Source organism: Oryzifoliimicrobium ureilyticum, assembly GCF_037199735.1.
Classification (GTDB): Bacteria; Pseudomonadota; Alphaproteobacteria; order Rhizobiales; family Rhizobiaceae; genus Rhizobium; species Rhizobium ureilyticus.
Map to the genome: position 1 here is coordinate 1 of NZ_JBBBVQ010000013.1, position 13,392 is coordinate 13,392.

The window sequence follows — 13,392 nt, forward strand, 5'->3', positions numbered from 1 at the left end:
CTGAGCCAACTGGATGCGGCCGGCCCTACCGAACAGATCGCCGAGCTTCTTCAACTGTGCCGTCTGCTCCGGATAGCGATCGAACACCGTGACGATGCGGTTCTTCGTCATCGTGCGCAGCCGCACGTAAAACATCCGCTCGCGCAGGGCGACGCGCAGCTCTCGGGCCTTGTCGGTTGGCGCCCAGGCCTCCGGCACCAGGTCGGCCCGCAGCAGATGCGCCAGCACCGTCGCGTCGATCTTGTCGGTCTTGATCTTGGCGTCGGCGATCGCCTTCACCTTCAACGGATGGGCGAGAACGACATCGTCACAAATGTCGTCGAGCCAGTCGTACATCACCATCCAGTTGCGCGTCGCTTCGACAACCGCATGGCTGTTTTCCCGGTAGCGTTCGAGAAACCCACCGAGCGACTGGCGATCGTTCTTCACCCGGCCGGATCTCAGCGTCTTGCCGCTGCTGTCCTGGACGACAAGGTGGCTATAGGATTTGTGGTAGTCCACGCCGATATGGTATTCATAAGAGGNGTAATGTCTTCCCGGCTGAGTCCTGCACCACCAGGTGGCTATAAGACTTATGATAATCCACTCCGATATGGTATTCATAAGAGGCAGTCATGCTTCCAACTCCCGTGTTGAGATCTGCAAAACCCCAACAGGATAAGCCGAAAGGCTGGAAGTGTGACTGTCCCTCGATCTTCACCGGCATCTCAGTGATCCGTTCTATCGGCGGAGGTGCCCTCTTTCATGCCACCTCCTTTTTGAAAAAAGATCATCAGCTCAGGCGATTGAATTTCCGGCAGTGGCCGGTCGCGACCTCACAGGTCTTGAACGTGATAATCCACCTGATGTCTTGAAATGCGCATACCTTCGAGGTCGGCCTTTACTCTGAGATGTAAAGGATGATCCACGTAGGATCTAAGGGCATCGGCGTCTACAAATTCGGAATAGAGCACGACGTCACAGGCATAGGAAATGCGACTGCTATCGATTCCGATTTCCAGTTTCTTCAAACCGGGAATCTGGTCCGCCAGCGCTTCGAACTTCTCCTTGACGATCAGCGCAGTTCGCCGCTTCTCTTCAGGTGTCTCACCACTGACGTTCCACATGACAATATGCTTGATCACTGGACAGTCTCCATCTGCATGGGGCCGGACAAGGCGCACGCATTCTTAATGGCGCGAACCTGATCCGAGCCGGCTATGTTTACGGGTTCGTTTTTCGCTTCCGCGCGCTACCAAACGGAGCTGGTCGGCGGCTTTTTCCTGGGGCGATCCATCTTCTTTTCCACGCCATCATCGACCACGTGTGCCGACCCCAAAACGGAGAGCCAATCGATGACTTTTTCCCACAGCATGGCGAGCGTCCTTCCCATGTCATGTCCTCCCATTTTGCTTCCTCCTCTCTATTGTGAAGATCGCCTATCACTTCCTGGGCGCTTTCAACGATGAGCGACGATCTCCCTAGGCCCGCTGCGGCCTTTCCCCCTCATAAGCATTCGATAACAGATGGCGAAGACCAGCCTTTTCCAGAGGTCGCGGGTTCCAGTAGGCGTTCGACATTGCTTGCTCGACAGCAGCCTCGACACCATCGGCAGGCATCCCCATCGATTTCAGCTGCATCGAGGCCCCGAGACTGGATGCTAGATCGTAAAGTCCTGTCGCTGCATCATTTGCGCCCAGAGCCTTTGCTATAGTGGCCATTGCCGTGGGCGCCGCCGATGCATTGTAAGCAACGGCATGCGGCAGAACCGCCGTATGCATGGGGGCATGGGGCAAATTGAACATTCCACCCAATGTGTGGCAGAGCTTGTGATGCAGCGCCATCCCAACAGAGCCGAGGCACACGCCGCACAGCCATGCACCATACAGCCCCTTGGTCCGGGCTTGTCGGTCGCCAGGGTCTTTGGCAATCGACGGCAACGCTTGCGCGAAAGCTGCAATTCCCTGTTCAGCCAAGAGCGAGATAATTGGATTGGTCTCACGCGCGTAAAGCGCTTCGACCGCATGGGCCAAGGCATTGAGGCCACTCGTGACAGACATTGAGACCGGCAATGTCAGCGTCAGATCGACATCGTAAACGATGACCTCAGGAAGGATACGCGCATCGGACTTGGTGACTTTGCGCCCATTTTCCGTCTCGCCCAAAATCGGGGTTGCTTCGGATCCGGCATAGGTCGTCGGCACCACAATCTGCGGCAGATCGGTTCGAAATGCGATGGCTTTCCCAAGACCTGTCGTCGAGCCGCCGCCGATCGAAATGACGGCGTCCGCCCCGACTGTCTCGACGACCTGCATCGCATCCGAAGTTATCTCCACCGGCGTATGCATGGTGGCCTTCGAATAAATGCCGGCAACACGATCGCCAAGGTGACGAGCGATCTCCTCAGCATGCCCGGCCTGTTCAGGCGTGGATAGGACAAGCACGCGGTGAACGCCGAGCCGGTTAGCCTCATCTCCAAGGCGCGAAATCGTTCCGCTGCCGAAAATGACCCGAGCCGGATTCCCATTGTAGACAAAATCGTCCATCTCTATCCCCCAGCTAAGTTTTCCGCGGGCGCCAATACGAAATCAAAGTCGGAGCGCCACAGAGTTTCACCACCCTCGACCCGGACGAATGGAGCAATCAGCGTCTTCTTCACGCCGAACACGGCGTCAGAGGTGAGGTATTCATCGCCGCCGACGAAGGTATGAGTCACAAGCTTTTGGAACCCTTTGGCGCGGATCATGTAATGCATGTGGGCTGGTCTGTAAGGATGGCGTCCAAGATGAGCCAACATCTTTCCCACAGGACCGTCGTCTGGAATGGGATAAGAGACGGGTTTGATGCCGACGAAGCTGTAAAGCCCGTCTGCTCCAGTTATGAAAACGCCGCGATTGTTCCATCTCGGCTGGATGTCCGGCTGCTGCACATCATAGTACCCTTCCGCATTGTCAGACCAAACATCGATGTGCGCTCCCTCGATGGGCTTGCCGTCAAGATCGATGACCCGTCCAGTAAAGAGGCAGCTTTCGCCTTTGCCATCCAGACAAATCTGTTCGCCCATTTGGCGAACAGGCGCGCCTTCAACGTGGAACGGCCCGAAAACTGTATTTTCGGTTGCTCCCTCAGGACGACGATTGTTGATCGCATCGACGAGCATGGACACTCCGAGTGTATCGGAGAGCAGAATAAACTCCTGCCGTTCCGCACTGCAGATCTGACCAGTCTTTGTTAGAAAGCCGATGGCATATTCCCATTCGCTTTGTGTCAGTTCGACCTCGCGCGCGAATTGGTGGAGATGCTTCACCAGACCCGCCATGATGGTGGCAAGCCTCTGGTCGACATCCTTGCCCATTCGGTTGGTCACCGTCTCAATGGAATTTTCCTCGGTGAAATAACCAATTTCTGACTCGTGTCTATCGGTCGCCTCGCTCAAATCACACCTCCTTCAGATCACGGAATAATCCGGTCTGCGCGTAGCCTGTCGAAAGCGTCGGTGAAGGATTCCGTCGTGTCCTGATAGGCGAGGAAACCCAGCTTCCTGCTTCGGGTCATGTCATTGAAGGTTTCAACCTGACGCCCCAAATCAGCGTCCGTATGCCAAAATGACGCCACGCGAGAGAGAGGGTTTGGCTTCAGGTTGTGCTTGGCAACAAGTCTTTCCCAGATCGGACCTGCCTCCGTCAATTTCGCTTCCAGAGGATCTGGCTTGCCAGGGTAAGGAGCCGCCTCAATGTCGAAATAGGCTGCGATGCGCGGCCAGAGCCATTTCCAGCGGAAGATATCGCCGTTGACGATATTGAAGGCCATGTTTCCTGCGGCCGGCGTGGTTGCGGACCAGGCAAGTTGCTTGGCTAATATCCGCGCATCCGTTACGTCAGTCGCCGCCTGCCACTGCTCAGGAGATCCCGGAAACAAGAAAGGCATTCCTGTCTCTTTGCAGATGGACGCATAGATCGCGAGCGTTGCAGCCATGTTCATCGCGTTTCCGACCGCATAACCGATCAGCGTATGCGGGCGATGCACCGACCATGTGAACTTCTCGCGCTCAGCTGCAGAAAATACTTCGTCTTCCTGTACGTAGTAGAAATTCTGGTTGGGCAGGCGTTCCTGTTCTTCTCTGAATGGCGTCTCAGGAGCCACCTTGGCATAGGATTCAAAAGGACCCAGGTAGTGTTTCGTCCCAGTCACCAGCGCAACGTGCCGAACGCCGCGGCCTTGCAAAGCGTCCAGCACGTTTTTGACAATACCGCCATTTACCCGGCAGTTTTGTTCCTCCGTGTCCTGGCGTGCCCAAGCGGTGATAAAGACATGGGTCGGAGAGACATCGTCAAGCGCGTTGCTGACCGATTGCGCGTCGGTGAGATCGCATTTTGAAGTTTCGACGCCTTTAAGTGGGCTCTCGCTTCGCGAAAGCCCCGTAATCTTCCAGCCGCTTTGAGACAAAAGTTGCTCAGCTAGATTACTGCCGGCAATACCGGTAGCTCCGACGATCAGCGCGTGATTTTCCATAGGATCAACCGTTCAAAAGAGTAATCTTGATGCTCTTGGTCGCGTCCTTGCCGAAACTGAAGGCGTCCACCGCATCGGTCAGCGCGTAGTCATGGGTCTGGATCGGCGAAAGGTTGATGCCGGTGCGCTCCAAGAAGCGAATTGCTGCCGGCCATACGCCCGGCGAGCCGATACAGCCTCTGACAGTCAAGTTTTTCATCTGGATCTGACCAAGGACAGACGGGACCTTTCGGCCGATGTTGATGCCGACCATAGACATCCTGCCGTCCTCCTTCGCATAATCGAAAGCGGCAGCCAGTGAAGCATCGTGTCCGGACGCTTCGATGACAAGGTCCGCGCCTTGGCCGCCTGTCATTTCCCGAATGCGCTCGGCTGCACCGCCGTCAGATGGATCGATCGCGGCATCGGCGCCGAGCTTGACGGCAACATCGCGTCGGGTTGCAAGGGGATCGACGACGATGACACGTGCACCCATTCCGATGGCGGCAGCTGCGGAAACAAGTCCTATCGTTCCTCCGCCGGATACGACGACAGTCTCGCTGGCATTCGTACCACCAGAGCGCATGACCGCGTAAAAACCGCATGTGAATGGCTCAATTAGAGCAGCCTTCTTGTCGTCTACGGCATCGGGAAGCTTATGCAACCACTCCGGATTGACGTTGAAAAACTCGCGGTCAGCTCCGCTCATTGAAAAGCCGAAGTGATGAAGCCGTTCCGGGGTTCGAACAACGCACTCGCCGACAACACGATCACCAACCTTGAACCCTGTGACATTGCGTCCGACTTCAACGATCTCACCGCTCCATTCATGTCCCGGCGTGACCGGATACGAAATCGGGATGATATAGCGTCCCGCGAGAAGCTCGTAATCGGAGTGACATATGCCAACGGCACGGGTTCGCACGAGAACCTCGTTCGGCGAAATTTCCGGCATTGTTGCATCGACGATGACCGGCCTGTCGGGCGCTTCGAATACCAAAGCCTTCATGTTAATCCTCCACTTACAGTTGCTCGACGACGCCGGAGCGCGCTGAGCGAATGATCGCTTCCAGAAGCGCGATATTGTTGATCATGTCCTCGCCCGTAATCGGATAGGCGGCGGTCCCGCGCACAGCGCGCGCAAATGCACGCAAATTGTCACGAACCGGTTCGGCGGGGGCGACCTCACGAACGGTGATGGGCTTGTCCTTCCAGCCTTCCGTCACAATCCAGCCATCTGGAGCTTCGACATGCGCCTTGTCGCGCACTTCGATCCAGCCAAGGGTACCGAAAACGGCAAAGCGCGAGATGAAAGGAGTCGCGAGCGTTGCGGATACATAGGCAGATCCGCCATCCTGGAAGCGGATATGGGCGCTCATCGTATCGCCCTGCGGGATACTGGATGCCAGATTCTCGCAAACCACACGCACGTCCTTGGCTGGGCCCATTAACTTGACGGAAAGATCGGTGAGATGAATTCCGGTTGCTGTCATGCCACCGGCCGGCGCCTGTTCGGCATTCAGCCGCCAGTTGGACGGATCAAGGTTCAGGAATTTGTCGTGGCTGAAGTTCGATTCGATCTGCAACAGCCGCCCGAGCTTACCGCTGGAGGCCGCATCAAGAATCTCAGCGATTGGCGGCTCGAAACGACGTTCGTGCCCCATGCCGAGCACCAGGCCGGCATCCTGGCAAAGCGAAACCGAAGCCTCGGCATCCTTCCTGGTCATAGCCAAAGGCTTTTCGCAGAACACATGCTTACCAGCGCCAACCGCACGGGCAATTTGGTCCTGATGCAACGAGTGGGGCGTTGCCAGAACCACTGCCTCGATATTCGGATCATTGAGAGCATCGGCAAGATCTGAAGAAAACTGCAGACCGAGTTCACTGGCGAAACCGGCAGCCTCGGGATTTGGGTCAATGCCACGAATGAAGTGCATTTCCGCCTCGCCGGCATTGACCAAGCTGGCCATTTTCTTGCCCCACCAGCCAAGCCCGACGATTGCAGCAATGACAGGACGATCTTCTCTAATAGTCATCTGTTATCCACCCGCTTGTTGAAGGGATGAATGTTAACGGTCTTCCAGACACCTGCTGCCGTGAACGGGTCAGCCTTGTTGAAGGCAACAATTTCCTCTTTGCTTTCGGCTTCGAACAGGAACAGCGAGCCGATCATGGTCTCGTTGTCATCCGCCAAAAGAGGTCCTGAAATAACTGTTTTGGTCGTTCCAGACGCAAGATATGCCTTGTGAGCCTCATAATTTGCGAGGCGTTTCTCGACGGAGTTCGGATGATCGAGACAATGAACGATGAAGTGCATAATTGATAACCTCGGTTTTCTGCCACTCGGGGGTCAGGTGTGGCCGTTTCAAAATTCGCTGCTTGCAGCCACCGCGATCGAAGGCCTTCGACTGCTTAGCCTTTCATGTTGACAAGGATCTTCATGTGAGATGCGTTCGGGTCGAGAAGCGCTTCGAAGCCTTTCTCAACGACATCGTCAGGGGAGATCTCGGCGGTAACGATCTGCTCGACAGGGAAGATGCCGGCTCCGATCATTTGCGCGATCCTTGGCCAGATCGTCACCGGATAACACCATACTGCTTCCACTGTGATGTCCTTCAAAGCCCACAGCATGGCATCGATCGCCGCCGGTTTGACGTGCAATCCAACCTGCACCACCGTGCCTTGGCGCTTGACGGCTTTGGCGCACAGATTGAGCGAAGCTTCAGCGCCAACGCATTCCAGCGCAACATCGACACCCACACCTTCTTCGGTATGCTCACGAAAGAGTGCATCCGTGTCGGTCTCACGCGGATCGAAAACGATAGCTTCCGGCACGAGCTTCTGAGCCAACATCCGCCTATTGGCGTTCAACTCCGAGACGAAGATCGTGGTGGCCCCGGCAGCACGAGCCGCCAGGAGCACAAGCGCACCAATCGGACCGACGCCGGACACAAGGACCGTGCTTCCGGCTTCCACTCCGCCCCGGTCGACACCATAGACCGCAACAGCAGCGGGTTCGATCATAGCCGCCTGCACATCACTGACGCTATCGGGAACCGGAAATACGTTATAGCCATTCAGAACCGCACGCTCCGCCATGCCGCCCCAGTCCCAAGACAGACCGAAACACGCCATTTTTTCGCTCAGGTGAAAAAGGCCGCGCCGTCCATAATAGTCATCGCGCGGAGAGATGAGCGGCTGGATGGAGACTCGCGATCCGGGTGACACATGCGTGACGTTCTTGCCCACCGCAACGACTCGTGCTGAAAGCTCATGGCCCAGGATCTGCGGCAGTGTTGCACCGGAATAAACGTGAGGCGTATTCGGCGTAACGATCGGTCCGGCGATATATTCGTGCAGGTCGGTGCCGCATATGCCGCACACGAGCGGCTCGATCAGAACCATATCATCGCCAAGCGGACCTGACGGTTCTGGAACGTCTTCGACGCGAATATCCTTTTTCGTATAGTAGCGAACCGCTTTCATTTTCGTTCCTCTTCGTGTGTCGCCCGATACAGCGCTCCAGAGCGCAACAATTCAGCTCGCAAGCTGCAGCTCAATTCATCAAAGTCAGATCAGCACCATGCCGCCATCGACCATGAGCGTCTGGCCGGTGATGTAATCGGATGCCGATGAGGCGAGGAAGGTCGTCATCCCGGTGATGTCCCTTGGTGTCGAGACGCGACCGAGCAGGATCGATTGCGAAAATTCGTTTATGGCTTGTTCCGGCTTCGAGGTGAGGCCGTGTTCCATGAACTCTCGATCGAGCTGCTGCCACAGTTCTGTTGCGACGACGCCTGGACCGAAGCAATTGACCGTAATGTGATGCTCCGCCAGAGCACGCGCGGCTGCCTGCGTGATCGCCACCACTGCAAATTTGGAGGCACAGTAGTGTGCAAACAAAGGATAGCCTTGCTTACCCGCTATCGATGCTGTGTTGATGATTTTACCGCCGCTGCCTTGAGCAATCATTTGCCTAGCGGCTTCCTGCGTCCCGATCAGAACACCAACGCCGTTGATCTTCATGATGCGGTCGAAATCTTCTTCAGTTACCTCAAGGAACGGACATGTCTGGCTGATGCCCGCATTGTTGAACATCACATCCACCCGACCGAAGTGCGATACGGCCTCAGCAATAAGGGCTTTCACGCTAGCGCGATCCGACACATCGACGGACGCGGCCTTCGCCTGCCCTCCTTGCGAGACAATTCGTGTAGCCACAGAATCGGCGGCATCGCGGTTCAGATCGGCAATAATGAGTTTGGCGCCTTTCGACGCAAGATCAGTTGCAATCGCGGCACCGATGCCCCGGCCGGAGCCGGTGACAATCGCGACCTTATCCTTCACAGATTCGCTCACTGAACATCTCCTCCAAATCCCACGTCCTGATACGGCCGGTGATAAAATCGATCCGCATCTTGAAGGTGGGCCAGTAATCGCGTTTAGAAGGACAGGCCTGCGTTACCTCCTAACGCAAATGTCCGACGACCACGATGTGAGGCTAGTTGATAAGCGTCACGCCTAACAAACCCATTATTATCCAATATGGATATTTTACCGCGGGCATTCTGTTCTCAGCGGGTCATATTGGACTTGCGTGAAGACTGCGGCCGCCATCGATCTGTGGTCTGCAGCATCAAGCATTTCTCATGACGATATGGCCAACGAGCTTGAGGAAGCCGGCCAGCGGGAGATACGGGAGGACAGGATGAGCAAGAAATTTTCAATCGGTTGGGCTGGAATTGGCAAGATGGGAGCGCCCATGAGCCGCCGTGTTCTCGACTCTGGCTATCTCCTCCATGTTTACGAGCCCTTGCCCGAAAATCGCGCAACGATCGTGGCCGAGGGCGCAAATGTCTCCCATTCGATCGAGGACTTATGCGCCGCCTCAGACGTCATCGTCCTGACGATCCCGAATGATGCCGTCCTGCGTGATCTCGTCTTTTCGCCTGGGGGTCTTGCCAGCGTTATGAAAGACGGACAGACGCTCGTTGAAATGAGTACGGTGTCTCCGGCAATCTCTGCAGAAGTCGGCGAGGCGATGAACAGCCTTGGTGTAGCTTATCTGCGCGCCCCGGTCTCGGGCAGCACGACCACGGCTTCTTCCGGAACACTGTCAGTCATGGCGTCGGGCCCTGAAGATGCGTACAAATTCGTGGAGCCGATGTTCGAGTGCTTTGCCTCTCGGCGTTTTTACGTAGGCCAGGCCGAAGAGGCCCGCTATCTGAAGCTCGTCTTGAATGCCCTGGTTGGGGCTACCTCCGCCCTCCTGGGCGAAGCTTTGGCGCTCGGCTTAAAAGGTAACCTGACGCTTGAGACGATGCTTTCCGTTATTTGCGAAAGCGCGGTCTCCTCTCCCCTGATTGCTTACAAGAGGGACCAACTGCTCAACCGAAATTTTGATCCCGCGTTCTCAGTCTCCCAGATGATGAAGGATTTTGATTTGATCTTGGGAGCAGCGCGAACCGATCATGTTCCGATGTATCTCGCCTCCATGATCCGTCAGCAATACGAAGCGGCTTACACCGAGGGACTGGCAGAAAAAGACTTTTTCGTGCTCTTCGAACAGGCTGAACGGCTTGCCGGGCTTACGCCCAATCCAGCTCCGTGATAACCCCTAAAATGAGCCTGTCGATGTCGTTACGAGTCCGCTGCCTTAACGGCGCTGGCGCGATGATCATCAAGGAAGATTGACACGACGGACGGGAGGCCGACGTGAACGAATACGAGATGCTCCGGGTCATAGAATTTCTGGAAAAGGCCCGACGACCTTTCCAGGACGTGGTCAGCGATTTCGACGCGGATCCGGTGTGGAAGATCGTAACCTTTCTTATCAAATCCCACATCCGCAGTCAGACAGTGACGATATCGACCTTGGGGCAGGAATCCGGCATTCCTTACGCCACGTCGATGCGCCTCATCAATCGTCTGATCGAGGCCGGCTACATTGTGAAAGTCGCCAAAGGTCGGACGGGCAAGAGCTTTGCGCTTCAGCCGAGTGAACGTTTGCTGGAATCATTTCAGGTTTATGCCGGGAGGATGAAGTCGCTTCTCGCGCAAACGCTGGGATACCGAAGTGGTGAGCAAGAGGACGATTACTATTTCGGTGGGACGCCCTTAGGCTCTCACATCATCCCGCCGATGCGCCTTGTCCAGAAGCGGGTTGAATCTCAAATCGAGCTTCGCTTTCTTTTGAACGACGACAATTATTTCTCGGCCATGCGCAACATGTGGGCCGACTTCCGGAACAATCTTGCTTCCCGCAAGAACTTCGATTTGCTGCCGCTACCCGATCTTTATCGGCTGGTCCTTAAAAATCGATCCAATTCAGTCTCCGATTACGATGTGATTGCGATCAATATTCCCTGGCTCGGAGAGTTTGTCGAAAAAGGCGTCATTCGCTCCATGGACACGCTCATTCAGAAGACGGGCATCAATCCACTGGATTTTCATCCCTCCATCTGGTCGACGGCAAGGTGGAATGGCCGCGACTACGGCGTTCCGGGATACTGTACGGTCGCGATCCTCGCGGCACGCAAAGACCTATTCTCCGACGCGGGACTGGATTTTCCGCGTACTTTCGAGGATGTGATCTCTGCTGGCCGCCACTTTCACTCGCCCTCCCATGACATGTATGGCGCCGTTTGGGACGGTGCACGAGGGATGCCGATCGCCTCAAGCTTCATGTTTTTCCTCGGCGCTTGTGGACAGCCGGCCATCTCGCTGCGCAAGACGAGGACGGGCTTCACCCTTGAGGGTGTTGATTTAGAGGAACTCCACTGTACCATTTCCTCCGACGCCGGATTGGCCACGCTTGATTTCATGCGGCGACTGATCGACATCTCGCCTCCGGATATTCTGAGCATGGCCTGGGACAGAACGCTAGACGTTTTCATGAAGGGAAAAGCGAGCCTCGGCTATTTCTGGACGATGCGGGCGGCACGTTTTGAATATGATGTGCACTCTGTGGTCAAAAGGCGTGTAGAATATATACCTCAGCCTTCCGGTCCAGGCGGAACACGGGCGTCACCAATCGGAGGCTTTTTGTTCTGCATCCCAACAAACCTGCCTGATGAACGCGTTGAATTGGCAGCCGATGCAATCGCCTGGATGGCTTCCCGAGAGGCGATGAAGGCTCACGTTAAAAACGGCTTCCCCATCGCTCCTCGCTTTTCCGTCAGTGCCGATCCGGAAGCAGCGGCAAGTTCGCCAATCGTGAGGTTTGTGGATCAGTTAGCAAAGAAAAACCTGCTGCACACATGGCAGCGGCCGAATATTCCTCAATATACACGGCTAGAGCGGATCCTGGGCGAAGAGGTCCACAACGCGTTGTGCGGATTAAAGTCAGATAAGGATGCCCTTGCGGATGCCGCGAGGGAAATTGACCGGCAACTGAAGACCGGTTCAACAGCCATTCCATCCGGCGCTTTCCTATCTCCTGAAGAGGCATGGCGGTCGTAGGTAGACAACCGTCAGTATGAGCGACGTGCCGTTTAAGTTCTCCAGTTTCGCAAGCTCGGCCCAAGACGTACATGCTCCGGTAAGCGACCGAATTTCCTCAGCCCCTATCGAAGGCAAAGCCTTCTATCGTGTCGGATCGGCGCAAAGATCTTGTTGACCGACGGTAAAACGCCAAAAAATAATCGCCCCGAAAAACGCAGTCGAATGAGATCAACAAAGCACGCGCCCGGCAGGGTGATCAAGTCTCGTTATTTGGCCGGGGCAAACTTGAAGAGTGTGAAGGAATCATCTGACCAGCCCTGATGAAACCAGGGAGAATCTTGAATATGGGAAGCCGTGATGTACATCGTCCCGTCCGGCCCTTGGGCGAAGGTGTCCGGCCAGCGAAGCCGACTATCCTGGAGCAGCGGAACGACCTTGCCATCGGACCCCAGGATTTTAATGCCGTCGTTTTGCATGGTGCTGAGGTAGATGCGGTTCTCATCGTCGATCCACAGGCCATCTGTCGGCTCGGTATCGGCGTATTTCTCTGCTCTGGCTGCAGACGGATCTTGATTTGCTCGCTGCAGTGCCTCCGTCGAAATGCGATACATGGTCTTGCCGGTCAAGGCTTTCCAGTAAAGCGTCTTCCCATCTTTCGAGAGCGCAATGCTGTCAGCATTGAAGAGTGGTTGACGGCCATCCGGGCGGCGAAGCGGTTTCCCGTCGACCTGAACAACGACGTCTTTTTCGGACTGTGTGGATGGATCATCGCTCAGAACCCGCCACGACTTCCCGGATTTAAGGTCAAGAACCACCAGCCCGCCTGGTTGACCGGAATCTGTGAAATAGGCGAACGCTCCGTCGGGTGCGATGCGAACATCATTAAGATAGCTTGCCGGACCAGCGACGTCGGGCGCAAAGGGATAAACGCGTTTGACGTCATTCGTTTGCAGGTTGATCTGAACTAACTTTGGGCCGTCCTTGATTGTTTTTTCGCTGTTTGGTGCGGCGGGATCGACGACAAAGAGCGACCCTCTCCCGTCGGCAACAACGCTTTGCACCGTCACGAAGTGATCCTTCGCAGATATCTCCGACATCTTCGCGTTACGCCAAGCATTCCACTCATTGTTGGGATAGGACTTTATCGAGCCGTCCGTCATGACTTCGGCGACGGAGACTGGAACGTCTTCGCTCCAGCGCGGAAAGTTGACGAATATTCGGCTGTCCTCAGAGACGGTCACTCCGGTAACCTGATGCTTGAACGTCGCAACCTTCTGCAGCCGGTCATCCGTCTTGCCGGCTACGGGCGCAACCAGTTCCTTTGCCTTGTTCGTCAGCCTTTCCATTGTTTGCGCATTGGAGAGCGTTGGTGATGTAAGAGCGATGATCACTGCTGCGCTCGATAGGACGCTGGGGATAAACATCCGTTGCATAAGGGCCTCCGTTCGTTGGCCCCTCGAACCTCGTAGATGTCGTAAA

General features: G+C 55.6%; 13 protein-coding genes and 1 pseudogene. 2 read left to right on the forward strand and 12 right to left on the reverse strand.

Annotation, left to right across the window (positions count from 1 at the left end):
• From VQ830_RS17405 to VQ830_RS17460, 11 genes and pseudogenes are all read right to left on the reverse strand, one after another.
• Positions 1–706 (reverse strand): annotated as a pseudogene (locus tag VQ830_RS17405) (IS110 family transposase); the annotation flags it as partial.
• 109 nt (positions 707–815) lie between these two features.
• The gene (locus VQ830_RS17415; RefSeq protein ID WP_337269420.1) at positions 816–1,124 is read right to left on the reverse strand and encodes a Dabb family protein; all 309 of its coding nucleotides are present in this window, start codon (positions 1,122–1,124) and stop codon (positions 816–818) included.
• A 107-nt stretch (positions 1,125–1,231) separates the two neighbouring features.
• Positions 1,232–1,387: a hypothetical protein gene (locus tag VQ830_RS17420; protein WP_337269421.1), complete on the reverse strand. Its 156-nt coding sequence runs from the start codon at positions 1,385–1,387 to the stop codon at positions 1,232–1,234.
• Between the two features lie 73 nt (positions 1,388–1,460).
• Positions 1,461–2,525 carry a maleylacetate reductase gene (locus tag VQ830_RS17425; RefSeq protein WP_337269422.1) on the reverse strand — a complete coding sequence of 355 codons (1,065 nt, stop codon included), beginning with the start codon at positions 2,523–2,525 and terminating at the stop codon, positions 1,461–1,463.
• Between the two features lie 2 nt (positions 2,526–2,527).
• Positions 2,528–3,334: a dioxygenase family protein gene (locus VQ830_RS17430; RefSeq protein ID WP_337269566.1), complete on the reverse strand. Its 807-nt coding sequence runs from the start codon at positions 3,332–3,334 to the stop codon at positions 2,528–2,530.
• Between the two features lie 98 nt (positions 3,335–3,432).
• A complete protein-coding gene (locus tag VQ830_RS17435; RefSeq protein ID WP_337269423.1) occupies positions 3,433–4,491 on the reverse strand; it encodes an SDR family oxidoreductase in 1,059 nt (352 codons plus the stop codon).
• Between the two features lie 4 nt (positions 4,492–4,495).
• Positions 4,496–5,479 carry a zinc-dependent alcohol dehydrogenase gene (locus VQ830_RS17440; RefSeq protein ID WP_337269424.1) on the reverse strand — a complete coding sequence of 328 codons (984 nt, stop codon included), beginning with the start codon at positions 5,477–5,479 and terminating at the stop codon, positions 4,496–4,498.
• A gap of 13 nt (positions 5,480–5,492) precedes the next feature.
• A complete protein-coding gene (locus VQ830_RS17445) occupies positions 5,493–6,506 on the reverse strand; it encodes a Gfo/Idh/MocA family protein (RefSeq protein ID WP_337269425.1) in 1,014 nt (337 codons plus the stop codon).
• Complete coding sequence (locus VQ830_RS17450) at positions 6,503–6,787, reverse strand: YciI family protein (RefSeq protein ID WP_337269426.1); 285 nt, start codon at positions 6,785–6,787, stop codon at positions 6,503–6,505. The genes VQ830_RS17445 and VQ830_RS17450 overlap by 4 nt, the downstream gene beginning before the upstream one ends.
• 95 nt (positions 6,788–6,882) lie before the next feature.
• Complete coding sequence (locus VQ830_RS17455) at positions 6,883–7,956, reverse strand: zinc-binding dehydrogenase (protein WP_337269427.1); 1,074 nt, start codon at positions 7,954–7,956, stop codon at positions 6,883–6,885.
• Positions 7,957–8,040: 84 nt separating this feature from the next.
• Positions 8,041–8,829 carry a glucose 1-dehydrogenase gene (locus VQ830_RS17460; RefSeq protein ID WP_337269428.1) on the reverse strand — a complete coding sequence of 263 codons (789 nt, stop codon included), beginning with the start codon at positions 8,827–8,829 and terminating at the stop codon, positions 8,041–8,043.
• Positions 8,830–9,178: 349 nt separating this feature from the next.
• Here VQ830_RS17460 and VQ830_RS17465 point away from each other — a divergent pair, with 349 nt between their 5' ends.
• Together VQ830_RS17465 and VQ830_RS17470 are read left to right on the forward strand one after the other, a co-directional pair.
• The gene (locus VQ830_RS17465) at positions 9,179–10,081 is read left to right on the forward strand and encodes an NAD(P)-dependent oxidoreductase (protein ID WP_337269429.1); all 903 of its coding nucleotides are present in this window, start codon (positions 9,179–9,181) and stop codon (positions 10,079–10,081) included.
• A gap of 104 nt (positions 10,082–10,185) precedes the next feature.
• Positions 10,186–11,931, forward strand: a complete 1,746-nt coding sequence (locus VQ830_RS17470) for an extracellular solute-binding protein (protein ID WP_337269430.1) — start codon at positions 10,186–10,188, stop codon at positions 11,929–11,931.
• 248 nt (positions 11,932–12,179) lie between these two features.
• On the opposite strand, the gene VQ830_RS17475 is transcribed toward VQ830_RS17470, so the two are convergent.
• The gene (locus VQ830_RS17475; protein WP_337269431.1) at positions 12,180–13,346 is read right to left on the reverse strand and encodes an SMP-30/gluconolactonase/LRE family protein; all 1,167 of its coding nucleotides are present in this window, start codon (positions 13,344–13,346) and stop codon (positions 12,180–12,182) included.
• Positions 13,347–13,392: the final 46 nt, after the last annotated feature.